18 protein-coding genes and 1 tRNA gene are annotated in these 24,045 nt (G+C 69.0%); 3 read left to right on the top strand and 16 right to left on the bottom strand.

All coding sequences use genetic code 11. From position 1 onward, the window contains the following. The first annotated feature begins 299 nt into the window (after positions 1-299). Positions 300-2,750 (top strand): YfhO family protein, encoded by a 2,451-nt coding sequence (locus tag ACZ6Y1_RS21410; protein ID WP_469631913.1) that lies wholly within the window; start codon positions 300-302, stop codon positions 2,748-2,750. Positions 2,751-2,877: 127 nt separating this feature from the next. Here ACZ6Y1_RS21410 and ACZ6Y1_RS21405 read toward each other — a convergent pair whose 3' ends face one another. From ACZ6Y1_RS21405 to ACZ6Y1_RS21355, 11 genes are all read right to left on the bottom strand, one after another. Next, positions 2,878-6,777 (bottom strand): DNA-directed RNA polymerase subunit beta', encoded by a 3,900-nt coding sequence (locus ACZ6Y1_RS21405; RefSeq protein WP_469631911.1) that lies wholly within the window; start codon positions 6,775-6,777, stop codon positions 2,878-2,880. A gap of 95 nt (positions 6,778-6,872) precedes the next feature. Then, positions 6,873-10,355, bottom strand: a complete 3,483-nt coding sequence (rpoB, locus tag ACZ6Y1_RS21400; RefSeq protein ID WP_469631908.1) for a DNA-directed RNA polymerase subunit beta — start codon at positions 10,353-10,355, stop codon at positions 6,873-6,875. Between the two features lie 554 nt (positions 10,356-10,909). Further along, complete coding sequence (gene rplL, locus ACZ6Y1_RS21395; protein ID WP_469631906.1) at positions 10,910-11,296, bottom strand: 50S ribosomal protein L7/L12; 387 nt, start codon at positions 11,294-11,296, stop codon at positions 10,910-10,912. A gap of 111 nt (positions 11,297-11,407) precedes the next feature. Continuing rightward, entirely contained in the window at positions 11,408-11,938 is a 531-nt protein-coding gene (gene rplJ, locus ACZ6Y1_RS21390) for a 50S ribosomal protein L10 (RefSeq protein ID WP_030026650.1), read from the bottom strand. 263 nt (positions 11,939-12,201) lie between these two features. Beyond that, positions 12,202-13,062 carry an SCO4651 family lipoprotein gene (locus tag ACZ6Y1_RS21385; protein ID WP_469631905.1) on the bottom strand — a complete coding sequence of 287 codons (861 nt, stop codon included), beginning with the start codon at positions 13,060-13,062 and terminating at the stop codon, positions 12,202-12,204. 59 nt (positions 13,063-13,121) lie between these two features. After that, the gene (locus tag ACZ6Y1_RS21380) at positions 13,122-14,069 is read right to left on the bottom strand and encodes an SCO4651 family lipoprotein (RefSeq protein ID WP_469631902.1); all 948 of its coding nucleotides are present in this window, start codon (positions 14,067-14,069) and stop codon (positions 13,122-13,124) included. Between the two features lie 185 nt (positions 14,070-14,254). Continuing rightward, positions 14,255-14,983, bottom strand: a complete 729-nt coding sequence (gene rplA, locus ACZ6Y1_RS21375) for a 50S ribosomal protein L1 (RefSeq protein ID WP_384745004.1) — start codon at positions 14,981-14,983, stop codon at positions 14,255-14,257. A gap of 90 nt (positions 14,984-15,073) precedes the next feature. Beyond that, a complete protein-coding gene (rplK, locus tag ACZ6Y1_RS21370) occupies positions 15,074-15,508 on the bottom strand; it encodes a 50S ribosomal protein L11 (protein ID WP_030026644.1) in 435 nt (144 codons plus the stop codon). Between the two features lie 169 nt (positions 15,509-15,677). Next, the gene (gene nusG / locus ACZ6Y1_RS21365; protein ID WP_469631898.1) at positions 15,678-16,601 is read right to left on the bottom strand and encodes a transcription termination/antitermination protein NusG; all 924 of its coding nucleotides are present in this window, start codon (positions 16,599-16,601) and stop codon (positions 15,678-15,680) included. An 84-nt stretch (positions 16,602-16,685) separates the two neighbouring features. Next, complete coding sequence (gene secE / locus ACZ6Y1_RS21360) at positions 16,686-16,967, bottom strand: preprotein translocase subunit SecE (protein WP_384745000.1); 282 nt, start codon at positions 16,965-16,967, stop codon at positions 16,686-16,688. A 108-nt stretch (positions 16,968-17,075) separates the two neighbouring features. Continuing rightward, positions 17,076-17,148: transfer RNA gene (locus tag ACZ6Y1_RS21355), tRNA-Trp, on the bottom strand. 204 nt (positions 17,149-17,352) lie between these two features. Here ACZ6Y1_RS21355 and ACZ6Y1_RS21350 point away from each other — a divergent pair. Beyond that, positions 17,353-18,579, top strand: coding sequence for a pyridoxal phosphate-dependent aminotransferase (locus ACZ6Y1_RS21350; RefSeq protein ID WP_469631896.1), 1,227 nt, complete (start codon positions 17,353-17,355; stop codon positions 18,577-18,579). A 221-nt stretch (positions 18,580-18,800) separates the two neighbouring features. After that, positions 18,801-19,820 carry an adenosine deaminase gene (locus tag ACZ6Y1_RS21345; RefSeq protein ID WP_469631893.1) on the top strand — a complete coding sequence of 340 codons (1,020 nt, stop codon included), beginning with the start codon at positions 18,801-18,803 and terminating at the stop codon, positions 19,818-19,820. A gap of 15 nt (positions 19,821-19,835) precedes the next feature. Here ACZ6Y1_RS21345 and ACZ6Y1_RS21340 read toward each other — a convergent pair whose 3' ends face one another. The 5 genes from ACZ6Y1_RS21340 to ACZ6Y1_RS21320 form a co-directional block, all read right to left on the bottom strand. Further along, on the bottom strand, positions 19,836-20,252 hold the full coding sequence (locus ACZ6Y1_RS21340; RefSeq protein ID WP_469631890.1) for a hypothetical protein: 417 nt from the start codon (positions 20,250-20,252) through the stop codon (positions 19,836-19,838). Between the two features lie 16 nt (positions 20,253-20,268). Next, positions 20,269-21,384 carry a UDP-N-acetylmuramate dehydrogenase gene (locus ACZ6Y1_RS21335; RefSeq protein WP_469632054.1) on the bottom strand — a complete coding sequence of 372 codons (1,116 nt, stop codon included), beginning with the start codon at positions 21,382-21,384 and terminating at the stop codon, positions 20,269-20,271. Further along, positions 21,381-21,779 (bottom strand): DUF3291 domain-containing protein, encoded by a 399-nt coding sequence (locus ACZ6Y1_RS21330; protein WP_469631888.1) that lies wholly within the window; start codon positions 21,777-21,779, stop codon positions 21,381-21,383. Before ACZ6Y1_RS21330 ends, ACZ6Y1_RS21335 begins: the two co-directional genes overlap by 4 nt. A 56-nt stretch (positions 21,780-21,835) precedes the next feature. Further along, positions 21,836-23,290, bottom strand: a complete 1,455-nt coding sequence (locus ACZ6Y1_RS21325; protein WP_469631886.1) for a DHA2 family efflux MFS transporter permease subunit — start codon at positions 23,288-23,290, stop codon at positions 21,836-21,838. 132 nt (positions 23,291-23,422) lie between these two features. Beyond that, on the bottom strand, positions 23,423-23,992 hold the full coding sequence (locus ACZ6Y1_RS21320) for a TetR/AcrR family transcriptional regulator (protein ID WP_469631883.1): 570 nt from the start codon (positions 23,990-23,992) through the stop codon (positions 23,423-23,425). Positions 23,993-24,045: the final 53 nt, after the last annotated feature.

The raw sequence follows: 24,045 nt of genomic DNA, 5'->3' as shown, positions 1-24,045 counted from the left end.
CCCGCCCGAGTGGTCGCACCGGCCACCGCTCCAGGAGCGCCCACGCCCCCGTCCGGGCCGCCGCCGGGACCGCGCCGCGCCCCGTACCGGCCACCGACCCCGCCGGTCCTGGCAGGCCTCGGCCGCGTGCGCCGATCGTCGCAGCCGTCTCCGCGGTGGCCGTGACCGCCTGGCAGATCAGCGGCCAGTAGCCCGCCCGACCCCGCGCACCGGGGCGGCCCGCCCGGGGGGCCGCCCCCCGCCCGCGACCTAGACTGGCGGCTTGCCGTCGAGGAGCAGGGAGCAGGACATTGGGCACCGTGGCACCGGAGCAGACCGCGGTCGGCTCCCCTCCCCCCGGCCCGGACGAGCGCTCCCCCCGCCGCACCCTGCGGTTCCGCGGGCCCCTGCTCGCCTTCCTGATCACCGCGGGCGCGTTCTGCACGGCCTGGGTGGCGCGCGGCAGCTTCCCCTTCGGCAACACCGGCCGGGCCATCAACGACCAGGCCAACCAGTACGTCCCCTTCCACCGGGCCCTGTGGGACCTCGTCCACGGCCAGGCCGCCGGGGACCTGCTCTTCACCTGGCGCGGCGGCTTCGGCCAGCAGTTCCTGTCCGACTACTACACGTACCTCGGCAACCCCTTCTCCTGGCTCGCCGTCCTCGTCCCCCGCGCCCACGTGGACCTGGCGGTCTTCGCGATCACCCCGATCACCATGGGCACCGGCGCCGTCGTGATGACGGTGTACCTCGGCAAGCTGCACCCCGGCCCCTGGTGGCAGCGCGGCGTGCTCGGAGCCGTGTACGGCCTGTGCGCCTGGGCCCTGAGCGACGCCTCCTACATCCCGATGTGGCTGTGGGGCCTGGTGGCGCTGCCCGTGCTCGGCATCGCCGTCGAGTGGTGCCTGGAGCAGCGGCGCTGGCCGGGCGTGGCCCTGCTCGTCGCGCTCGCCTGGTTCGGGAACTTCTACACGGCGATGATGGCGACGATGGCCGCCTGCGTCCTGCTGGCCATCCGCCTGACCACGCTCGGCATGACGGGCCGCCAGCGGCTGCTCGCCCTGTGGCGCGCCGCGACCGCCGCCGCCACGGGCATCCTCCTCACCCTCCCGTTCCTCCTCCCGTCCTTCCTGTCCAGCAGCGCGGCGCAGCCCACCCGGGCGGGCGCGTTCGACCCGGTCCGGATCGAGCTCTTCCTCGCGGGCATGCTCCCGGCGACGCACCTGTGGGGCGGCCGGCCCCGCCTGTACGTCGCCTCCCTCGGGCTGATCCTGGCGGGCTCGTTTCTCCTCAACACGCGCATCGCGAAGAAGACCCGGCTGGTCTGGGCCGCGGCGACGGTCCTCGTGGCCGTCTCGTTCCAGTTCCCGCCCACCCAGTACGTGTGGCACGGCCTGGCGGTCCCGAACGGCAACCCGTACCGCGAGGCCTTCGTCTTCAGCGGCATGGTGGTGATCGTCGCCTGGCTGGCCCTGGCCAACCGGCCGCGCCCGCTCCACCTGGCCCTGGTGGCCGCCCTGCTCGTCCTGGCCGCCTTCGTACTGCGCCGCGCCGACGACTTCGGCGGCTGGACCTGGCCCGCCGTCCTGGGCGGCGGCGCGGTCTCCGTCCTCGCCCTCGTCCTGCTCACCCTGGGCGAGAAGCGCCGCCACCTCGTCCCCGTGGCCGCCGCGCTCATGGTCGCCGTGGTCTTCGCCGAGTCCGCGGTCGCCGCCTACAACGCGGACGTCCGCCGCGCCCGTGAGCGCTGGGCGAAGCCCGTCGCCACCTCGAACCGTTCGATCGCCGAGCACTTCGACGCCGTACGGCGCGTGGACGGCTGGCCCGCCTACCGCACCGACTCGGGCGCGCCGCAGACCTCGTACAACGACGCCCTCGCCCTGCGCTCGGAAGGCCCGCAGTACTACAGCAGCTATCTGCCGGAGGCGACCTACCAGGCCCTGGAACCCCTCGGGTACGGCTACAAGAACGACGGCCGGACCTTCTTCGGCGCGGACAACCCGGTGCTCGACGCGATCTTCTCCATCGGCGCCCGCGTCCGCCCGGGAACCGCCCCCGGCACCTGGACGGGCGCCACGTTCCCCGCGCCCCCGCTGGTCACCGTCCGCACCGCGCCCTACACCTCCCCGGGCCCGGCGGACAGCGTCTGGGCCCGCCAGGAGAACGTCCTGGGCGCGACCGTCTACCAGGTCCCCGACGTCGCCCGCGGCGGCAGCGCCACCGAGCAGACGTACACCGCGCGGTGCACCCCCGGCTCCGAGGCCTACTGGTACTCCCCCGCCCTCCACGGCACCCTCGCCGCAGGCGGCACCGAGCGGCCCCTGGAAGACCTGATGACCGGTGTCACCCCGCTCGGCCCGGTCCCCGCCTCGGGCCGGCTCGACGTCACCGTCCGCACGCGGACCGAGGACGCCACGGCCGGCACCCACCCCCTGGGCTGCCTGAACCGCACCGCCCTGGACACCAGGGTCCGCGACCTCACCACCACGGGCGCGACCAAGGTCGACGTCACCGGCCACGGCATCGAGGCGACCCTCCCCCGCGGCACCACCGGCACCGCGGTCCTGGCGATGACGAACGTCCCCGGCTGGCAGTGCTCCGCCCCGGTCCGCGACTTCCACGGCCTGGTCTCCCTGGACCTCCCGGCGGGCACGGACGAGCTCTCCTGCACCTTCACCCCGAGGGGCCTGGCCCCCGGTCTCGCCGGCGCCGCCGTGGCCCTGCTCACCCTGGTCTCGGTGACGATCGCGGCCCGCCGCCGCCGCGCCTGACCCGCCCGCCCTGGGTTCCGGCCCCCGAGCCGGAACCCTGGCCCGGACCCCGGGCCGGGACCGGCCCCCAACGAGAAAACCCCCGCCGCTCCTCTCGGAGCGACGGGGGGTTTCTTCATACGAGCTCTCAGCCGTTGTACGGGCCGTAGTCGTAGTCCTCCAGCGGGACAGCCTGGCCGGAGCCGGTGCCGAAGGGCGAGTAGTCGATGTCGTCGTAGCCGACGGCCGAGTACATCGCGGCCTTCGCCTCCTCGGTGGGCTCCACCCGGATGTTGCGGTAGCGGGACAGACCCGTACCGGCCGGGATGAGCTTACCGATGATGACGTTCTCCTTGAGGCCGATCAGGGAGTCGGACTTGGCGTTGATCGCCGCGTCCGTCAGGACCCTGGTCGTCTCCTGGAAGGACGCCGCCGACAGCCACGACTCGGTCGCGAGCGAGGCCTTGGTGATACCCATCAGCTGCGGACGGCCGGAGGCGGGGTGACCGCCCTCGGTGACCACACGACGGTTCTCGGTCTCGAACTTCGACCGCTCGACCAGCTCGCCCGGCAGGAGCTCCGCGTCGCCGGACTCGATGATCGTCACGCGGCGCAGCATCTGCCGGATGATGATCTCGATGTGCTTGTCGTGGATCGACACGCCCTGCGAGTTGTAGACCTTCTGGACTTCGCCGACCAGGTGGACCTGGACGGCACGCTGGCCGAGGATGCGCAGCACGTCGTGCGGGTTGGTGGCACCCATGGTGAGCTTCTGGCCCACCTCGACGTGGTCGCCCTCGTGCACGATGACCTTGGCGCGCTTGGAGATCGGGAACGCCGTCTCGTCGCTGCCGTCGTCGGGCGTGATGACGATCTTCTTCGTCTTCTCGGTCTCCTCGATCCGCACGCGGCCGGCGGCCTCGGAGATCGGGGCGACACCCTTCGGGGTACGGGCCTCGAAGAGCTCGACGACACGCGGCAGACCCTGCGTGATGTCGTCACCGGCCACACCACCGGTGTGGAAGGTACGCATCGTCAGCTGGGTACCGGGCTCACCGATGGACTGGGCGGCGATGATGCCGACCGCCTCACCGATGTCGACCAGCTTGCCGGTGGCGAGCGAGCGTCCGTAGCAGAAGGCACAGGTGCCGACCGCGGACTCACAGGTCAGGACCGAGCGGGTCTTGACCTCCTCGACGCCGTTGGCGACCAGGGCGTCGATGAGGACGTCACCGAGGTCGACGTTGGCCGGCGCGATGACCTTGCCGTCGATGACGACGTCCTCGGCCAGCATGCGGGCGTAGACCGAGGTCTCGACGTCGTCGGCCTTACGCAGCACGCCGTCCTCGCCGCGAACGGCGATCTTCAGCTTCAGGCCGCGCTCGGTGCCGCAGTCCTCCTCGCGGATGATCACGTCCTGCGAGACGTCCACCAGACGACGGGTCAGGTAACCCGAGTCGGCGGTACGCAGGGCGGTGTCCGCCAGACCCTTACGGGCACCGTGCGTGGAGATGAAGTACTCCAGAACGGTGAGGCCCTCACGGAAGGACGCCTTGATCGGACGCGGGATGGTCTCGTTCTTCGCGTTCGACACCAGACCACGCATACCGGCGATCTGTCGCATCTGCATCATGTTTCCTCGGGCACCCGAGTCAACCATCATGAAGATGGGGTTCGTCTTGGGGAAGTTCGCGTTCATCGCCTCGGCGACCTCGTTGGTCGCCTTGGTCCAGATCGCGATGAGCTCCTGCGTGCGCTCGTCCTTGGTGATCAGACCGCGCTCGTACTGCTTCTGGACCTTCTCGTCCTGCTCCTCGTAGCCCTTGACGATGGCCTTCTTGGCCTCGGGCACGACGACGTCGGAGATGGCCACGGTGACGCCCGAACGGGTCGCCCAGTGGAAGCCGGCCGCCTTCAGGTTGTCGAGCGTCGCCGCCACGATGACCTTGGGGTAGCGCTCCGCCAGGTCGTTGACGATCTCGGAGAGCTGCTTCTTGCCCACCGAGTAGTCGACGAACGGGTAGTCCTCGGGCAGCAGCTCGTTGAAGAGCGCGCGGCCCAGGGTGGTGCGCAGACGGAAGCTGTCGCCCGGCTGGAACTCCTGCTCGCCCTCCTCGGCGACCGGCGGCACCCAGCCACGCGGCGGGATGGTGCCCACCGGGAAGCGGATGTCGACGGACGACTGCAGCGCGAGCTCGCCTGCGTCGAACGCCATGGTCGCCTCGGCCGTGGAGCCGAACGCGCGGCCCTCGCCCTTGGTGTCACGGAGCTCACCGTCGGTGGTCAGGAAGAACAGACCCAGGACCATGTCCTGCGTCGGCATCGTGACCGGACGGCCGTCGGCCGGCTTGAGGATGTTGTTCGAGGACAGCATCAGGATGCGGGCCTCGGCCTGCGCCTCCGCGGAGAGCGGCAGGTGCACGGCCATCTGGTCACCGTCGAAGTCCGCGTTGAACGCGGTGCAGACGAGCGGGTGGATCTGGATGGCCTTGCCTTCGACCAGCTGGGGCTCGAAGGCCTGGATGCCGAGGCGGTGCAGCGTGGGCGCACGGTTCAGCAGGACCGGGTGCTCGGCGATGACCTCTTCGAGCACGTCGTACACGACCGTGCGGCCGCGCTCGACCATGCGCTTCGCCGACTTGATGTTCTGCGCGTGGTTCAGGTCGACCAGGCGCTTCATCACGAACGGCTTGAAGAGCTCCAGCGCCATGGCCTTGGGCAGACCGCACTGGTGCAGCTTCAGCTGGGGACCGACGACGATCACGGAACGCGCGGAGTAGTCCACGCGCTTACCGAGAAGGTTCTGACGGAATCGACCCTGCTTGCCCTTCAGCATGTCGCTGAGGGACTTCAGGGGACGGTTGCCGGGACCGGTCACCGGACGACCACGACGACCGTTGTCGAAGAGGGCGTCGACGGCCTCCTGGAGCATGCGCTTCTCGTTGTTCACGATGATCTCGGGGGCACCGAGGTCGAGAAGGCGCTTCAGGCGGTTGTTGCGGTTGATCACGCGGCGGTACAGGTCGTTCAGGTCGGAGGTCGCGAAGCGGCCACCGTCCAGCTGCACCATCGGACGGAGGTCCGGCGGGATGACCGGGACGCAGTCCAGAACCATGCCCTTGGGCTTGTTGCTGGTCTGCAGGAACGCGGAGACGACCTTGAGGCGCTTGAGCGCACGGGTCTTCTTCTGGCCCTTGCCGGTACGGATGATCTCGCGGAGGCGCTCGGCCTCCTCCTCCAGGTCGAAGGACTCGAGACGCTTCTGCAGCGCGGCGGCGCCCATGCAGCCGTCGAAGTACGTGCCGAAGCGGTCACGCAGCTCGCGGTACAGGAGCTCGTCGCCCTCCAGGTCCTGGACCTTGAGGTTCTTGAAGCGGGCCCACACCTCGTCGAGGCGGTCGATCTCGCGCTGGGCGCGGTCGCGGAGCTGCTTCATCTCGCGCTCGGCGCCTTCGCGCACCTTGCGGCGCACGTCGGCCTTCGCGCCCTCGGCCTCCAGCTCGGCCAGGTCGCTCTCGAGCTTCTTGGCACGGCCTTCGAGGTCCGCGTCACGGCGGTTCTCGATCTGCTGGCGCTCGACGGAGACGTGGGCCTCCAGCGACGGCAGGTCGCGCTGGCGGCGCTCGTCGTCGACGAACGTAATCATGTACGCGGCGAAGTAGATGACCTTCTCGAGGTCCTTCGGCGCGAGGTCCAGCAGGTAGCCCAGGCGCGACGGGACGCCCTTGAAGTACCAGATGTGGGTGACGGGAGCGGCAAGCTCGATGTGGCCCATGCGCTCACGGCGCACCTTGGCGCGCGTGACCTCGACGCCACAGCGCTCACAGATGATGCCCTTGAAGCGGACACGCTTGTACTTGCCGCAGTAGCACTCCCAGTCCCGGGTAGGACCGAAGATCTTCTCGCAGAAGAGTCCGTCCTTCTCGGGCTTGAGGGTGCGGTAGTTGATGGTCTCCGGCTTCTTGACCTCGCCGTGCGACCAGGTTCGGATGTCGTCCGCGGTGGCAAGGCCGATCCGCAGCTCGTCGAAGAAGTTGACGTCGAGCACTGTGCGTCAATCCCTCTTTCGGGGTCGAGTCTCAATCATGGTCTGAACGGTCCCGGGGCGGCCGGGGGATCTGTCCGATCCCCCGGCCAGGCCCGTCAGACCTCTTCGACGCTGCTCGGCTCGCGCCGGGACAGGTCGATACCGAGCTCCTCCGCCGCGCGGAAGACGTCCTCGTCGGTGTCGCGCATCTCGATGGACATGCCGTCCGAGGACAGCACCTCCACGTTGAGGCAGAGCGACTGCATTTCCTTGATGAGCACCTTGAAGGACTCGGGAATGCCCGGCTCGGGGATGTTCTCGCCCTTGACGATGGCCTCGTAGACCTTCACGCGGCCGGTCACGTCGTCGGACTTGATCGTCAGGAGTTCCTGGAGCGCGTACGCGGCGCCGTATGCCTCAAGCGCCCACACCTCCATCTCACCGAAGCGCTGACCACCGAACTGCGCCTTACCACCCAGCGGCTGCTGCGTGATCATCGAGTACGGACCGGTCGAACGGGCGTGGAGCTTGTCGTCGACCAGGTGGTGCAGCTTGAGGATGTACATGTACCCGACCGAGATCGGGTCCGGGAACGGCTCGCCGGAGCGGCCGTCGAACAGGCGCGCCTTACCGGTCGGGAGCACCATGCGCTCGCCGTCACGGTTCGGGATGGTGTGCTGGAGCAGGCCGGCCAGCTCGTCCTCGCGCGCACCGTCGAAGACGGGGGTGGCGACGTTGGTGCCGGGGGCGACCTGGTCGGCGCCGATCGCCTGGAGGCGCTGCGCCCACTCGTCCGCGAGGCCGGAGACGTCCCAGCCGCGGCTGGCGAGCCAGCCGAGGTGGATCTCCAGGACCTGTCCCGGGTTCATTCGGGACGGGACACCCAGCGGGTTGAGGATGATGTCGACCGGGGTGCCGTCCTCGAGGAAGGGCATGTCCTCGATCGGGAGGATCTTGGAGATGACACCCTTGTTGCCGTGGCGGCCGGCGAGCTTGTCACCGTCGGTGATCTTGCGCTTCTGGGCGACGTAGACGCGGACCAGCTGGTTCACGCCCGGGGGAAGCTCGTCGCCCTCCTCGCGGTCGAAGACGCGGACACCGATGACCTTGCCGATCTCGCCGTGAGGGACCTTGAGCGAGGTGTCACGCACCTCGCGAGCCTTCTCACCGAAGATCGCGCGGAGCAGGCGCTCCTCCGGGGTCAGCTCGGTCTCACCCTTGGGCGTGACCTTGCCGACCAGGATGTCACCGGCGACGACGTCCGCACCGATGCGGATGATGCCGCGCTCGTCGAGGTCCGCGAGGACCTCCTCGGAGACGTTCGGGATGTCCCGGGTGATCTCCTCGGGGCCGAGCTTGGTGTCACGGGCGTCGACCTCGTGCTCCTCGATGTGGATCGAGGAGAGGACGTCGTCCTGCACGAGGCGCTGCGACAGGATGATCGCGTCCTCGTAGTTGTGACCTTCCCACGGCATGAACGCGACGAGCAGGTTCTTGCCGAGGGCCATCTCGCCCTCTTCGGTCGCCGGTCCGTCGGCGAGGACCTGGGACTCGACGATCCGGTCACCCTCGTTGACGATGACCTTCTGGTTGACCGAGGTGCCCTGGTTCGAGCGGGAGAACTTGGCGACGCGGTACGTGGTGTACGTGCCGTCGTCGTTGGCGACGGTGATGTAGTCGGCCGAGACCTCCTGGACGACACCGTCCTTCTCCGCACGGATCGAGTCACCGGCGTCGACCGCGCAGCGGTACTCCATGCCGGTGCCGACGAGCGGGGCCTCCGCCTTGATGAGCGGAACGGCCTGGCGCATCATGTTCGCGCCCATGAGGGCACGGTTGGCGTCGTCGTGCTCCAGGAAGGGGATCATCGCGGTCGCGACGGACACCATCTGGCGCGGGGAGACGTCCATGTAGTCGACGTCGCCGCCGGCGATGTAGTCGATCTCGCCGCCACGACGGCGGACCAGGACGCGGTTCTCGGTGAAGCGCATCTCATCGTTCAGGGCGGCGTTCGCCTGGGCGATGACGAAGCGGTCTTCCTCGTCGGCGGTCAGGTAGTCGACCTCGTCGGTGACGACACCGTCGACGACCTTGCGGTACGGGGTCTCGACGAAACCGAACGCGTTGACGCGGCCGTAGGAGGCGAGCGAGCCGATCAGACCGATGTTCGGGCCTTCAGGGGTCTCGATCGGACACATGCGGCCGTAGTGCGAGGGGTGCACGTCACGGACCTCGAAGCCGGCCCGCTCACGGGACAGACCACCGGGACCCAGCGCCGAGAGACGACGCTTGTGCGTCAGACCCGACAGCGGGTTGTTCTGGTCCATGAACTGCGACAGCTGGCTGGTGCCGAAGAACTCCTTGATGGAGGCGACGACCGGCCGGATGTTGATCAGGGTCTGCGGCGTGATCGCCTCGACGTCCTGCGTGGTCATGCGCTCGCGCACGACGCGCTCCATACGAGCCAGACCCGTGCGGACCTGGTTCTGGATGAGCTCGCCGACGTTGCGCAGACGACGGTTGCCGAAGTGGTCGATGTCGTCGGTCTCGACGACGATCGAACGGCCGGACTCGCCGATCGTCTCGGTCTCGCCGGCGTGCAGCTTGACCAGGTACTTGATCGTGGCGATGACGTCGTCGGTGGTGAGCACACCGGCGTCGAGCGGCTCGTCGGCGCCCAGCTTCTTGTTCACCTTGTAGCGGCCGACCTTCGCGAGGTCGTAGCGCTTGGGGTTGAAGTAGAGGTTCTCGAGCAGCGTCTGAGCGGCCTCACGGGTCGGCGGCTCGCCCGGGCGCAGCTTGCGGTAGATGTCGAGCAGCGCGTCGTCCTGGCCCTGGGTGTGGTCCTTCTCCAGGGTGGCGCGCATGGACTCGTACTCGCCGAACTCCTCGAGGATCTGCTCGGTGGTCCAGCCGAGAGCCTTCAGGAGGACGGTGACGGACTGCTTGCGCTTGCGGTCGATGCGGACACCGACCATGTCACGCTTGTCGATCTCCATCTCGAGCCAGGCACCCCGGGAGGGGATGATCTTGGCGGAGAAGATGTCCTTGTCGGACGTCTTGTCGATGGAGGAGTCGAAGTAGACACCGGGGGAACGGACGAGCTGCGACACCACGACACGCTCGGTGCCGTTGATGACGAAGGTGCCCTTGTTGGTCATGAGCGGGAAGTCGCCCATGAAGACCGTCTGAGACTTGATCTCTCCGGTCTCGTTGTTCGTGAACTCGGCCGTGACGAACAGCGGAGCCGCGTACGTGAAGTCGCGCTCCTTGCACTCGTCGACGGAGTTCTTCGCCGGCTCGAAACGGTGGTCGCGGAAGGTCAGCGACATCGACCCGGAGAAGTCCTCGATCGGCGAGATCTCCTCGAAGATCTCTTCCAGACCGGACTTGGTGGGGACGTCCTGTCCACTCTCAAGCGCCGACTCGACGCGAGCCTTCCAGGCGGCGTTGCCGAGAAGCCAGTCAAAGCTCTCGGTCTGCAGCGCCAGGAGGTTCGGAACCTCGAGCGGCTCCTTGATCTTTGCAAAGGAGATGCGCAGCGGGGCAGTGCTGGCACCGGTGTTCGTATTGGTCGAGGCGTTGCGCGAGGCGGCCAAGAGGGGGTCCTTCCGAGGGCTCGGACTCACTACGCGCGTACCGGTCCCAGCCGACACATAAGACCAACCACTCCTGATCCGGCTAAAAGGCCAGGTCAGGACGGTTCAACCAAGTGTGCTTCAGCGTGGGCATGTCCCTGGCGACGGGCAGGGGACAGCTAACAGGCAGCGCAAAGGGTCAGTGTAGCCACTCGGCTCACTGATGTCCAGACCAGGTTTCCGGAAACCGGCAACAGGCCTTCCCCATGTCGTAACGTCGCGACCCTCGTACACAGAGTGCGCGTATCAGTACTGCCCTCTTCGAAGCCGATCCATACCTCGGATCCCGGATCGAGGTGGTCGAGCTGCCGACGGGACTGAGAATTGCGCGCCTGGTCCCGTTCGTCAAGGCCCCCTGCTCCGAGCGGATCATCCTGGGACCCTGGCGCGGAGCAACGATGATCACCCTACTCCCCAACGACGCAGGGGCAAGTCAGGCACTGCGGGTACGCCAAAGGGCGACCACCCTTACGGGTGATCGCCCTTGGTTGGGGCCTCAGAGGGCCCCAGAGGTGTTACTTGACCTCGACGGAGGCACCGGCACCCTTGAGGGCCTCGGCGGCCTTGTCAGCGGCCTCCTTGTTGACCTTCTCCAGGACGGGCTTCGGGGCGCCGTCCACGAGGTCCTTCGCCTCCTTCAGACCCAGGGAGGTCAGCTCACGCACGACCTTGATGACCTGGATCTTCTTGTCGCCGGCGCCCGCGAGGATGACGTCGAACTCGTCCTTCTCCTCGACGGCCTCAGCGGCGCCACCAGCGGCACCACCGGCGGGGGCAACGGCGACGGCCGCGGCGGCGGTGACGTCGAACTTCTCCTCGAACGCCTTCACGAACTCGGAGAGCTCGATGAGGGTCATCTCCTCGAACTGGGCGAGGAGGTCTTCCTGAGAGAGCTTCGCCATGATGGGCGATCCTTCCACTAATTCGGCAGGTGCCGATATGTCTATAGAGGCGGGCGTAACGGCCCGCTACGACCCACGCACTAGGCGGCGTGGATCAATGCGCGAGCCGAATTACTCGGCACCGCCCTGCTCGGCGAGCTTGACGCGAAGCGCTTCCGCGGTGCGGACGAACTTCGACGGCAGCGCCTGGAAGAGCGAGGCAGCCTGGGACTGCTTGCCCTTGAACGCGCCGGCCAGCTTGCTGAGCAGAACCTCGCGGGACTCGAGGTCCGCAAGCTTCTTGATGTCGTCGGCGGAGAGAGCCTTACCGTCAAGGACACCGGCCTTGATGATGAGGTTCGGGTTCTCCTTGGCGAAGTCACGCAGGGCCTTCGCCGACTCCACCGGGTCACCGGTGATGAAGGCGACCGCGGTCGGACCAGCGAAGTGCTCGTCCAGCGCGGTGATCCCGGCCTGGTTGGCCGCAATCTTGGTCAGCGTGTTCTTCACCACGGCGTACTGGGCGTTCTCACCGAGGGAGCGACGCAGCGTCTTGAGCTGCGCGACGGTGAGACCCCGGTACTCGGTCAGCACGGCGGCGTTCGAGCTCTGGAACGCGTCCGTGAGCTCGGCTACCGATGCAGCCTTGTTGGGCGTCGGCATGGTGCGTTCGCCTCCTTCCGGGTGATGAGGACCGCTCAGAAGGGGCTGACAAACAAAAACGCCCCGGCGTAGGCGCCAGGGCGTAGCTCGACCGAAAAGAATTCGGGAGCTTTCCACAGTCACCTGCGCGGGTCGTCCGTAGTCAACGGATCCTTCGGCCACCACACCCTTACAGGCACGGCAACGACCAGCGGTCTTTGGCTTCTGTGGAAGAGTACGTGAAGGGTTCCAGTCGAGGCAAATCGCCCCCGGGGCCGGTCGGCTCAGGACTGCTTGAGGCCTTCCAGCCCCGCGTCCTTCAGCGTCTGGTCGGCGTCCTCGAGCGTCTTGTCGATGCCCTTCATCACGTCCTCGAAGTCGACGACCTGGTCGGCCGGGGGCGCGCTGACGGGTTCGGTCGTGCCGTAGCCGGAGAACTTCGCCGAGACCTTCGTCGTGCCGTCCCCCGCCACCCGGGAGGTGTCGACGCGGACCGGGTAGCCGTCCTTGCCGATCCACAGGTCCACCTCGATCGCGCTGTAGTCCCTCAGCGCCTCGTGGAGGTTCCGGCGGTTCGCCTCGTCCATGACCTTGGTGGACTCGTCGGCGGCGAGCAGCTCCGCGCCGGTGAGGCCGGCCTTGTAGTGCTTGGCCTCCACGCCGTCGGGCTGCTCGGCGCCGACCAGGGTCAGCTTCTGCTGCCCGAGGAGCAGTGCGAGGTATTCGGCCGGGTCGTCGTTGAGCTGGTGGGGGCGCTTGCCGTCCTTGTTCAGGTTCATCTTCATCCAGGACCTGCCCTGCACGGGCTTGTCCGTGTTCGTGTAGACGACGTCGCCCAGCATGACCTGGCGGCCGTCGGCCCCCTTGGGCTCGATGCCGGTGGCGGCCGGGTACCAGCCCTTCGTCCCGGTGAGCTGGGTGGGCTTGCCGTCCTTGCCCGTGATCGTCATGTCGAACCGGGCGAACCTGGCCGCCGTCGTCTTCACGTACGACGCCTTGATCGTGTCGGCCGGGGACTCTGCCTTCGGGGCGGCCTTGCCGCCCGCCTCACCGGCGCCGTCTCCCCCGCAGGCCGTCAGCCCGCCCAGGAGCAGTGCGGCCCCCGCCGCGGCGACAACGGCCCGGTTCAGGGCGTGCTCGTACATCCGGTCTTCCCCCATGGTGGATCTGTCTCTCTGTCTGGTCCGACGAACGCCCGGGCTGGTCAGGCCCCGGCGCCGGCCCCGGTCTTGCCGAGCTGCTGCAGCATCGCGAAGAGGTCGAAGGTCTCGTTCTCCGGCGGGGCCTGGACGGTGGCCGCCGAGCCGTAGTCCGAGTAGTGCGCGTCGACCGCCATGGTCCCCTGGGGCGTGCCGATGCCGACCTTCATCCGGGCCGGATAGCCGTCCTTGTCGACCCACACGTCCATGTCGTAGCCCTTGATGCCGGCCGTCTTCATGGCCTCGGTGAGCTTGGCCCGGTCGGCCTCGCTCAGCTCCTTGGAGTTCTGGTTGGCCGCGAGCATCTCGTCGAAGGTCAGCGTGCCCCTGTAGTGCGTGGTGTCCACGCCCTCGATCTTCTCCGCGCCGACGCTCTTCACGTTCGGCGAGGCGAGCAGCAGGGCGAGCTGCTTGGCGGGGTCCTGGCTCTGCTCCGCGCCGCCCAGGCCGCCGAACTTCTTCAGGGCCTCGGCGTCGCCCGTCCCCGCGGCGGCGGCCGCCTTCGCGTCGAGCTTCATCCAGTGCTTGCCCTCGAAGGCGGCGGAGGAGGGCGTACCGGCCGGGATCTCCATGAACATGACGTCGCTCGACATGATCACGCGCACGGTGTCGGCGCCCTGGCCCGGGGCGAGCGCGCCCTTCATGGTGATGTCCATGACGTTCGGGTCCCAGCCCTGCACGCCGGTGAGCTCCACGGTGCCGCCCCCGCCGAGGGTGGCCGGCATCGACATGGTCATGCGCACCTTGGCGGACTTCGCCGCGGAGGTCTTCTTGTACGCGGCCGCGAGGGCCTCGGTGGCGTTGCCGCCGGCCGCGGGCGGGCTCGGCCGCGCGGACGGGGCGGCCGGCTTGGCGGCGCCGTCCTTCTTCCCGTTCTCGCATGCCGTGGCCCCGCCCACGAGCAAGACGGCCGCCAGGGCGGCGCCGACGGTCTTCTTCCGGTACACGGACATGGAGGTCCCCCACCCCTTGTGGTCGATCACTTGCCCGACCGACCTTACGTTCCCCCTCCGGCGGATCACGCGTCCACCTGCCCCGATGCGGCGGGATGTGGCCCTGAACACGGAAAACGGGCCCCCCGCCACCCCGGTGAAGGGGGGCGAGGGGCCCGTTCAGCCACTCAGTGAGCCGGAAGGGCTCAGACCGCGGCCGGGTCTTCCTCGACGAGGAGGTTCCGGGTGCGGTTCGGGTCCAGCTGGATGCCGGGGCCCATGGTGGTGGAGATCGCGGCCTTCTTGATGTACCGGCCCTTGGCGGCGGACGGCTTCAGACGAAGGATCTCGTCCAGGGCCGCGCCGTAGTTCTCGACCAGCTTGTCATCGGAGAAGGAGACCTTGCCGATGATGAAGTGCAGGTTCGAGTGCTTGTCGACACGGAACTCGATCTTGCCACCCTTGATGTCGGTGACAGCCTTGGCGACGTCCATGGTGACGGTGCCGGTCTTCGGGTTCGGCATCAGGCCACGCGGACCGAGCACGCGGCCGAGGCGGCCGACCTTGCCCATGAGGTCCGGGGTGGCGACAACCGCGTCGAACTCGTTCAGGCGGTTGCCCTTGGCGATCTCGTTGATCAGCTCGTCGTCGCCGACAATGTCGGCGCCGGCGGCTTCCGCGGCCGCAGCACGGTCACCGGTCGCGAAGACCAGGACCCGGGCGGTCTTGCCGGTGCCGTGCGGGAGGTTCACGGTGCCGCGGACCATCTGGTCGGCCTTGCGCGGGTCGACACCCAGGCGGAAGGCGACCTCGACGGTGCCGTCGAACTTGGTCGTGGAGGTCTCCTTGGCGAGACGGACGGCCTCGAGCGGGGCGTACAGCTTCTCCCGGTCGACCTTGGCGTCCGCAGCGCGGAGAGTCTTGCTGCGCTTCACTTCAGCTCCTGTGTTTTGGCTTCAGGCATGGAGTCGTGGTGCGGACCAGCGCTTGGCCCTACCACTGGTGGTACTTGGGGGGTGGCTGAATCAGCCCTCGACCGTGACGCCCATCGAACGCGCGGTGCCGGCAATGATCTTGACGGCGGCGTCGATGTCGTTGGCGTTCAGGTCGGGCATCTTCAGCTCGGCGATCTCCTTGACCTGGGCGGCCGTGAGCTTGGCGACCTTGGTCTTGTGGGGCTCGCCGGAGCCCTTCTCGATGCCCGCGTGCTTCAGGATGAGGCGCGCGGCCGGCGGAGTCTTGGTGATGAAGGTGAAGGTGCGGTCCTCGTAGACCGTGATCTCCACCGGCACGACCATGCCACGCTGCGACTCGGTCGCGGCGTTGTAGGCCTTGCAGAACTCCATGATGTTGACGCCGTGCTGACCGAGCGCGGGGCCGACCGGCGGAGCCGGGTTGGCCGCACCGGCCTTGATCTGGAGCTTGATAAGCCCCGTGACCTTCTTCTTCTTGGGAGGCATTGCTCTCTCCGGGTCCTAGTGAGAGTTTTCAGCCGCCGATCCGGTCATCCGGATGGAGGCATACCGCACCACGATAACGGGTATGGGTGCGGGGCTAAAAACCGAGCAGGTCAGACCGCCCTTCACGGGGCGATCTGACCTGTCCGGAAGCGCTGGGCCCAGAAGATCGTCAGTTCTTCTGGATCTGGTCGAAGCTGAGCTCGACCGGGGTCTCGCGACCGAAGATCTCGACGAGGCCCTTGACCTTCTTCGAGTCCGGGTTGATCTCGTTGATCGTCGCCTGCAGCGTCGCGAACGGGCCGTCGGTGACGGTGACCGAGTCGCCGACCTCGAAGTCCAGGACCTCGATGGTGCGCTTGACGGCGGGGGCCGGCAGGCCCGCGGCCTCGGCGGCGGCCTTGTCGGCCTTCTCCTTGGCCTCCGGCGCGAGCATCTTGACGATCTCGTCCAGGGTCAGCGGGTACGGGTCGTACGCGTTGCCGACGAAGCCGGTGACACCGGGCGTGTTGCGGACGACGCCCCAGGACTCGTTCGTCAGATCCATGCGGACGAGAACGTAACCGGGCAGCTTGTTCTGCCGGACGTTCTTGCGCTCGCCGTTCTTGATCTGGACGATCTCTTCCTCGGGCACCTCGGCCTGGTAGATGAACTCCTCGACGTTCAGCGAGACGGCACGCTGCTCCAGGTTGGCCTTCACGCGCTTCTCGTAGCCCGCGTAGGTGTGGATGACGTACCACTCGCCCGGGAGCAGGCGCAGCTCGTCCCGCAGGGCCTGGACGGGGTCGACGGGCTCGGCGGGCTCGACCTCGGCGGCCTCGGCCTCGGCCTCGACGTCGGTGTCCTCCTCGGACTCCTCGGCCTCGTCGTCCTCGTCCGCCTCGTCGGCAGCCGGCTCGACCTCGGAGTCGTCCTCGGCCTCGACGTCACCCTCGTCCTCGACGTGCAGCGCGGCCTGTTCGGCGGCGACGCCCGCCTCGGCGTCGGCGAGCTCGGCCTCGTCGGGGTCCACAGCGTCCGCCGCCTCGACGATGTCGAGCGCGTCCTCGACGGACTCGACGGAGTCGTGGCTCGCGTTCAGGTTCGGGTCAGACACGGTGGCTGCTTCTTCCTGGATACAAAAGGTGGTGGAACATGCGAAAACGGGCGGCACCCATCAAGGCGCCGCCCTCCGCGGGGATCAGCCGAAGACGAACTTGATGGCTTCCTGGAACCCATAGTCAATCACGGTCACCAGACCGATCATGATGACCACGAAGACAATCACCACGGTGGTGTACGTCGTGAGCTGGTTGCGGGTCGGCCAGACAACCTTGCGGAGTTCCGCGATGATCTGGCGGTAGAACAGCGCGAGCCTGCCCAGAGGGCCCTTCTTGCCGCGCTTGCCGCCCTTGCGGGTCTTCTTCTCGCGCGTCTCGTCCTCGGCGTCAGGCATGTCGATGGAGCCCAGGGCGTCCGTCACGTCTCTCACCTGAATCCGGGTCGTGGCCGTACCGCGCCCGGTTGCGCCGCACGGCGTTGCATCGAAGTACGTACCTGCGCACACACATCCGAAGAATGGAGTGTGGAGCAGGGCCGGAGGGACTCGAACCCCCAACCGCTGGTTTTGGAGACCAGTGCTCTACCAATTGAGCTACGACCCTTTGCGTCCCCCAACCTACCGCATCCGGGCGAGTGCACGGAGTGCTCACGCTCTGCAGCGGTCGGCGAGGTCCAACGACAGGTGAGTGTACGTGAACCCGGCCCTGACGTCGAACAGCGCCGGACGGGAGGTCATCCGGGCATGCCCCGGTCCGGTGACTGAAACGGTGTGCGGCGCCTGTTTGCCGTCTGGGACGATTGCTCACATGACCTCTGCAACGCCTTCCTCCGAGCGCCGCGTCTCCGCCCGTATCGGCGCCATCTCCGAGTCCGCCACCCTCGCCGTCGACGCCAAGGCCAAGGCCCTCAAGGCCGCCGGGCGCCCGGTGATCGGCTTCGGTGCGGGCGAGCCCGACTTCCCGACCCCGGACTACATCGTCGAGGCCGCGGTCGAGGCCTGCCGCAACCCGAAGTACCACCGCTACACCCCGGCCGGCGGTCTGCCCGAGCTGAAGGCCGCGATCGCCGCCAAGACGCTGCGCGACTCCGGCTACGAGGTCGACGCGTCGCAGGTCCTGGTGACCAACGGTGGCAAGCAGGCCATCTACGAGGCCTTCGCGGCCGTCCTCGACCCGGGTGACGAGGTCATCGTCCCGGCTCCGTACTGGACCACCTACCCGGAGTCCATCCGTCTCGCCGGCGGTGTCCCGGTCGAGGTCGTCGCCGACGAGACCACCGGCTACCGCGTCTCCGTCGAGCAGCTCGAAGCGGCCCGCACCGAGCGCACCAAGGTCGTCCTGTTCGTCTCCCCGTCCAACCCGACGGGCGCGGTGTACTCCGAGTCCGACGCGAAGGCGATCGGCGAGTGGGCCGCCGAGCACGGCCTGTGGGTGCTGACGGACGAGATCTACGAGCACCTGGTCTACGGCGACGCGAAGTTCACCTCGCTGCCCGTGCTGGTCCCGGCGCTGCGCGACAAGTGCATCATCGTCAACGGCGTCGCCAAGACCTACGCCATGACGGGCTGGCGCGTGGGCTGGGTCATCGCCCCGCAGGACGTCATCAAGGCCGCGACGAACCTGCAGTCGCACGCCACCTCCAACGTCTCCAACGTGGCCCAGGTCGCCGCGCTGGCCGCGGTCTCGGGCGACCTCGACGCCGTCGCCGAGATGCGCAAGGCCTTCGACCGCCGCCGCCAGACGATGGTCAAGATGCTCAACGACATCGACGGCGTCTTCTGCCCGACCCCCGAGGGCGCGTTCTACGCGTACCCGTCGGTCAAGGAGCTCCTGGGCAAGGAGATCCGCGGCAAGCGCCCGCAGACCTCCGTCGAGCTCGCCGCGCTGATCCTGGACGAGGCCGAGGTCGCGGTCGTCCCCGGAGAGGCCTTCGGCACGCCCGGCTACCTCCGCCTGTCGTACGCCCTGGGCGACGAGGACCTGGTGGAGGGCGTCTCCCGCATCCAGAAGCTCCTGGCGGAGGCCAAGTCCTGACGCGGACGGCAACCCACCCCTGAGCGGCGCCTCCCCCAACGGGGCGGCGCCGCTCCGGCGTCCCCGGGGCTCCGCCCCGGACCCCGCGCCTCAAACGCCGGCGGGGCTGAAATTGCCCTCCGGGCATCCAGCCCGCCCCGGAAGCCGCGCATGCGTACGGGCAAGCCCCCAAAAGGTAAAACCGCCTCCCGCTCAGCGCGTGCGTACGGCAGGATCGCCAAATGGAGCACGTACGCGATCTCACGCTTCTGCCGAAGGCCCACCTCCACCTGCACTTCACCGGCTCGATGCGCCCGTCGACCCTCCTGGAGCTCGCCGACAAGTACGGCGTCCGCCTCCCGGAGGCCCTCACCGCCGGCGAACCGCCGAAGCTGCGCGCCACCGACGAGCGCGGCTGGTTCCGCTTCCAGCGGCTCTACGACGCCGCCCGCTCGTGCCTCCGTGAACCCGAGGACATCCACCGCCTCGTGCGCGAAGCCGCTGAGGAGGACGTACGGGACGGCAGCGGCTGGCTGGAGATCCAGGTGGATCCCACCTCCTACGCCCCCCTCCTCGGCGGGATGATCCCGGCCGTCGAGCTGATCCTCGACGCCGTCGACTCGGCGTCCCGGGAAACCGGCCTCGGCATGCGGGTCCTGATCGCCGCCAACCGCATGAAACACCCCCTCGACGCCCGCACCCTCGCCCGCCTCGCCGTCCGGTACGCCGACCGCGGGGTCGTCGGTTTCGGGCTCTCGAACGACGAGCGCCGCGGCATGGCCCGCGACTTCGACCGGGCCTTCGCGATCGCCCGTGACGGCGGCCTGCTCGCCGCCCCGCACGGCGGTGAGCTCACCGGCCCGTCCTCGGTCCGTGACTGCCTCGACGACCTGCACGCCGCCCGCATCGGCCACGGCGTACGGGCGGCCGAGGACCCCCGGCTCCTCAAGAGGCTCGCGGACCGCCAGATCACCTGCGAGGTCTGCCCGGCCTCCAACGTGGCGCTCGGTGTCTACGAGCGGCCCGAGGACGTGCCCCTGCGCACCCTCTTCGAGGCGGGCGTGCCCATGGCCCTGGGCGCCGACGACCCGCTCCTGTTCGGGTCCCGGCTCGCGGCCCAGTACGAGATCGCCCGCCGGCACCACGGCTTCACGGACGCGGAGCTCGCCGAGCTGGGCCGCCAGTCGGTGCGCGGTTCGGCCGCGCCGGAGGACGTACAGGCCAAGCTGCTGGCCGGGATCGACCACTGGCTGGCGTCCTGATCAGGGGGTCAGGGGTCAGCGGGTGAGCCGCAGGTCGCCCTCGTGGCAGTCGGCGCGCACCCGGCCCCCGTCGGGGAAGCCGATCTCCAGGTGGGTGCGCCCCTGTTCGGGCAGCGCGAACTCGGCGACCGAGGCGATCGTCTCGCCGAGGTGGCGCAGGAAGGGGTGGTCGCCGAGGTCCTCGCCGACCTCGATGCGGCCCCACTCCCCCATGTCGTAGGGCTCGTGCGGCGGCGCGGACTCCACGATCAGGCACTGGTCGGAGCCGGTCGTGATCCGGATCGAGTCGCCGACGCTGTCGATCAGCCAGACGTCGAGGGGGGCTTCGGAGCGCTCGCCGTCGCTGACGTGCCAGGACGCGACGACTCGGCTGAGCGTGCGCCCCACGAGGCGAGTGGGGTCCGTACCGGCCCCGTGCAGGGGACAGAGCATGGGCGGCCGGGGCTCCTCAGAGGCTGACGCCGACCGTCACCGGCTCGTTGACCAGGGTGACGCCGAAGGCCGCGTGGACGCCCGCGACCACCTCGCGGGCCAGCGCGAGGAGGTCCTCGGTGGTGGCCTCGCCGCGGTTGGTCAGGGCGAGGGTGTGCTTGGTGGAGATGCGCGCCGGGCCGGTGCCGTAGCCCTTGGTGAAGCCGGCCTTGTCGATCAGCCAGGCCGCGCTGGTCTTCGTACGGCCCTCGCCCGCCGGGTAGGCGGGCGGGTTGGTCCCGGCGCCGAGGCGCTCCTGGACGCGGGCGAGGAAGGCGGCGTAGGCCTCGTCGGTCAGGATCGGGTTGTGGAAGAACGAGCCGGCCGACCAGGTGTCGTGGTCGGCGGGGTCCAGGACCATGCCCTTCCCGGCGCGCAGGCGCAGCACGGTCTCCCGGGCGGCGGCGGCCGGTACCCGGTCCCCGGCCTCGACGCCGAGGGCGCGGGCGGTCTCGGGGTACTTGATCGGCGCGGACAGTCCGCCGGCGTCCTCCAGCGCGAAGCGGACGCGCAGGACGACGTAGCGGTCGGGCTGGTCCTTGAAGGTGCTGTTGCGGTACCGGAACGCGCATTCGGCGGCGGCCAGCGTAACCGTTTCGCCGAGGGTGCGGTCGTAGGCGACGACCTCGGTGATGGTGTCGCAGACCTCCTGGCCGTACGCCCCGACGTTCTGGATCGGGGTCGCACCGGCGGAGCCGGGGATCCCTGCCAGGCATTCGATGCCGGCCAGGCCGGCCTCGACGGTGCGGGCGACGGCGTCGCTCCAGTTCTCGCCGGCGGCGAGCTCCAGGGTGGTGCCGTCGAGGGTGAAGCCGGTGGTCGCGATGCGCAGGGCGGTGCCCTCGAAGCCCCGGTCGCCGATGACCAGGTTGCTGCCGCCCCCGATGACCAGGAGCGGGGTGCCGCTCTCGTCAGCGGCGCGGACGGCGGCGACCACCTCGGCGTCGGTGGTCGCGGTCACCAGGCGACTGGCGGGGCCACCGAGGCGGAAGGTGGTCAGCGGGGCGAGGGGGGCGTCGTGGAGTTCCTGCACGTGGACAAGAGTACGGTCCGCACCCCTCGCATCCCTGCGGGGCCACGGACCGCGGCTCAGTAGCGCGACTTCTCCTCGGCCAGGCGGCGCTCCGCCTCCTCCCAGCCGATGGGCAGCTCGCAGGCCCGTACGGTCCAGAAGGTGAAGGCCGATTCCCTCATGTAGGCGCTGGCCGCGCGGGAGCTGGACCGGTGGGGCTCGCTGCGGGCGAAGCGGTAGAGAGCGTCCCGGTCCTCCCAGGCGGAGAGGGTCAGGAAGGTGCGGCTGAAGATCCTGGCCCGCAGGGCGGTGCCGTGGGCTCCGGGGGCCTTGCGGATCTGGCCGATGATGCCGGGGGCCTTGAGGAAGAACTTGAACGCCCCGGCGAGGGTGGCGGTCTCGAAGCGGGAGGCCATGACGTAGACCTCGGCGTCGGGGGCGGCCTGGGTGGGCGTGGACCAGGGGATGTCGGGCATGACGTGCTCCTCCGTGTCGTACGACTGGGCGATTGCGTTCACACGGGACCGACGGGTCAGCTTTCGACGGCGATCCCCGCCGGCTCCGGGGCCCCGGCCGGCACGGAGCCGGTCACGGCGCCCTTCCCTGCCCTGCTCCTGCGCGGCAGGAGGAGGGCGAGTCCTGCGGCGAGGGCCACGGCGCCCGCGCCGATCCACAGGGCCGGGACGGTACCGTCGGTGAAGGCCTGCGGGGACTCGTAGCCGCCCCGGGCGGAGAAGACCGAGGCCAGGACGGCCACGCCGAGGGCTCCTCCGACCTCGCGCAGGGCGTTGTTGGTGCCGGAGGCCTTGCCCTGGTCGGCGGGGGCCACGGTGGACATGAGGACGTTGGCGGCCGGGGCGAAGTACAGGGCCATCCCGATCCCGCTGAGGATCAGCGCGGGCAGCTGGGCCGCGTACGAGACGTCCGCGCTCAGGATCACGGCGAACCAGCCGAGGCCGAGGGCCTGCAGGGCGAGGCCGGCGGCGACGACGGGGCGCCCGCCGATGCGGTCGGAGAGGATTCCGGCGACCGGGGCGACGATCATCGGCATGCCGGTCCAGGGGAGCATCCGCAGCCCGGCCTCGGTGGGCGAGTAGCCCGCGACGCCCTGGAGGAACTGGGCCAGCAGGAAGATCGAGCCGAACATGCCCAGGAACATGAGCAGGCTGGCGAGGTTGATCCCGAGGAAGCCGCGGCTGCGGAAGAGCCTCATGGGCAGCATGGGGTTCGCGCTCACGGAGCCATGACGAATGAACACGGCGACGAGCGCGGCACCGGCGATCAGCCCGGTGAGCACGGGGGCGCTGGTCCAGCCCTTGGAGTTCGCGTTGACGAGGGCGTAGACGATGCCGAAGAGTCCGCCACTGACGAGCAGGGTGCCGGGGACGTCGAGACGGGATCCGGGGGCGGTCGACTCGGCGAGGCGGAGCCGGGCGAGCGGGACCAGCGCGAGCCCGATCGGCACGTTGAGCCAGAAGATCCACTGCCAGGAGATGTGCTCGGTCAGGCTGCCGCCGATGAGGGGACCGCTGGCGACGGCGAGGCCGGTGACGGCTCCGTAGATCCCGAGCGCCATCCCGCGGCGGGCCGCCGGCACGGCGGCGGTGAGCAGGGTCAGGGTGAGCGGCATCATGATCGCGGCACCGACGCCCTGGACGGCGCGGGCGGCGATGAGCGCGTCGATCCCCGACGAGAGCGCGGCCGCGGCGGACGCACCGGTGAACACGGTGAGCCCCGCGATGAACATCTTCCGCCGCCCGAACCGGTCGCCGAGCGCGGAGCCGAACAGCAGCAGGACGGCGAAGGTGAGCGTGTAGGCGTTCACCGTCCACTCCAGGTCCTCCAGCTTCCCGCCGAGGTCGGCGCGGATGGCGGGGAGGGCGGTGGTGACGACGAGGTTGTCGAGGGCGGCCATGAAGCTGGCGACGCCGGTGATGACGAGCGCCCAGACGGCGGGCCCCCGGAGTTTGCTGTCCTGCGTGTTCACGGTTCCCCCTACGAGTACGAGTTGTTAGTAATCAATGACTAACTTTTGCGGCCATGGGTGAGCCCGGCCCGGCCTCAAGCCCTACCCAGAACCGGGGGCCCGCCGGCACTGCGCCGCTGCGCCGCCACGCCGCTACGCCTCCAGACGGCCCGTGTCCCGAGCCTCCGGGTACAGCCCCTCCCAGACCCGGTGCTCGGGCGGGAAGCCCATGGCGGCGAGGGTGTTGATCAACATCCCGTAGGCCATGAAGGTCGAGGCCTCCTTGACGTCCCCGCCGAAGGGCGTGTGAACGGTGTCCCAGAGCTCCATCCACCCCTTCCGTACGAGCTCACCGAGCTCCTTGTCACCGGCCGCCTCGGCGGCGGCGACGGTGACGTACATCTGGAGCTGCATCTGGAGCTTGTCCGGGTCCTCGGCGATGAGCCGGGTGTAGGCATTGGCCATGGCGTACTTGGCCTCGTCCCCCCGCAACCCCTCGGAAGCGGCGGCGAAGACCTCACGGGTGTCGCGCAGGCACCGCTCGGAGGCGGCGAGGAAGATCGCGAGCTTGTTGGGGAAGAGCCGGAAGAGATACGGCTGCGAAACCCCCACCCGCTTGGCGATCGCCTCGGTGGAGGTCCCGTAGTAACCCCCACGCGCAAACTCGTGCATCGCCGCCCGAATGACGCTCTCACGCCGCTCTTCTGCGCTCATCCTTGCCATGAGTCAAAGTTAGTGCTCAATCACTAACTCAGTCAAGGGGGTGGCCGGGGCGA

It is taken from the genome of Streptomyces sp. NPDC053432, from assembly GCF_055585365.1.
The sequence above is the reverse complement of the archived record's forward strand: the minus strand, read 5'-3'. Positions and strand labels throughout refer to the sequence as shown.

What these genes read in the sequence shown, in the direction of transcription:
- ACZ6Y1_RS21340 (WP_469631890.1), bottom strand. Translation starts at nt 20,252, where the DNA reads ATGCTCTGTCCCCTGCACGGGGCCGGTACGGACCCCACTCGCCTCGTG.
- ACZ6Y1_RS21320 (WP_469631883.1), bottom strand. Translation starts at nt 23,992, where the DNA reads ATGGCAAGGATGAGCGCAGAAGAGCGGCGTGAGAGCGTCATTCGGGCG.
- rplL (WP_469631906.1), bottom strand. Translation starts at nt 11,296, where the DNA reads ATGGCGAAGCTCTCTCAGGAAGACCTCCTCGCCCAGTTCGAGGAGATG.
- ACZ6Y1_RS21345 (WP_469631893.1), top strand. Translation starts at nt 18,801, where the DNA reads ATGGAGCACGTACGCGATCTCACGCTTCTGCCGAAGGCCCACCTCCAC.
- rplJ (WP_030026650.1), bottom strand. Translation starts at nt 11,938, where the DNA reads ATGCCGACGCCCAACAAGGCTGCATCGGTAGCCGAGCTCACGGACGCG.
- ACZ6Y1_RS21380 (WP_469631902.1), bottom strand. Translation starts at nt 14,069, where the DNA reads ATGTCCGTGTACCGGAAGAAGACCGTCGGCGCCGCCCTGGCGGCCGTC.
- rplK (WP_030026644.1), bottom strand. Translation starts at nt 15,508, where the DNA reads ATGCCTCCCAAGAAGAAGAAGGTCACGGGGCTTATCAAGCTCCAGATC.
- ACZ6Y1_RS21350 (WP_469631896.1), top strand. Translation starts at nt 17,353, where the DNA reads ATGACCTCTGCAACGCCTTCCTCCGAGCGCCGCGTCTCCGCCCGTATC.
- ACZ6Y1_RS21385 (WP_469631905.1), bottom strand. Translation starts at nt 13,062, where the DNA reads ATGTACGAGCACGCCCTGAACCGGGCCGTTGTCGCCGCGGCGGGGGCC.
- ACZ6Y1_RS21330 (WP_469631888.1), bottom strand. Translation starts at nt 21,779, where the DNA reads ATGCCCGACATCCCCTGGTCCACGCCCACCCAGGCCGCCCCCGACGCC.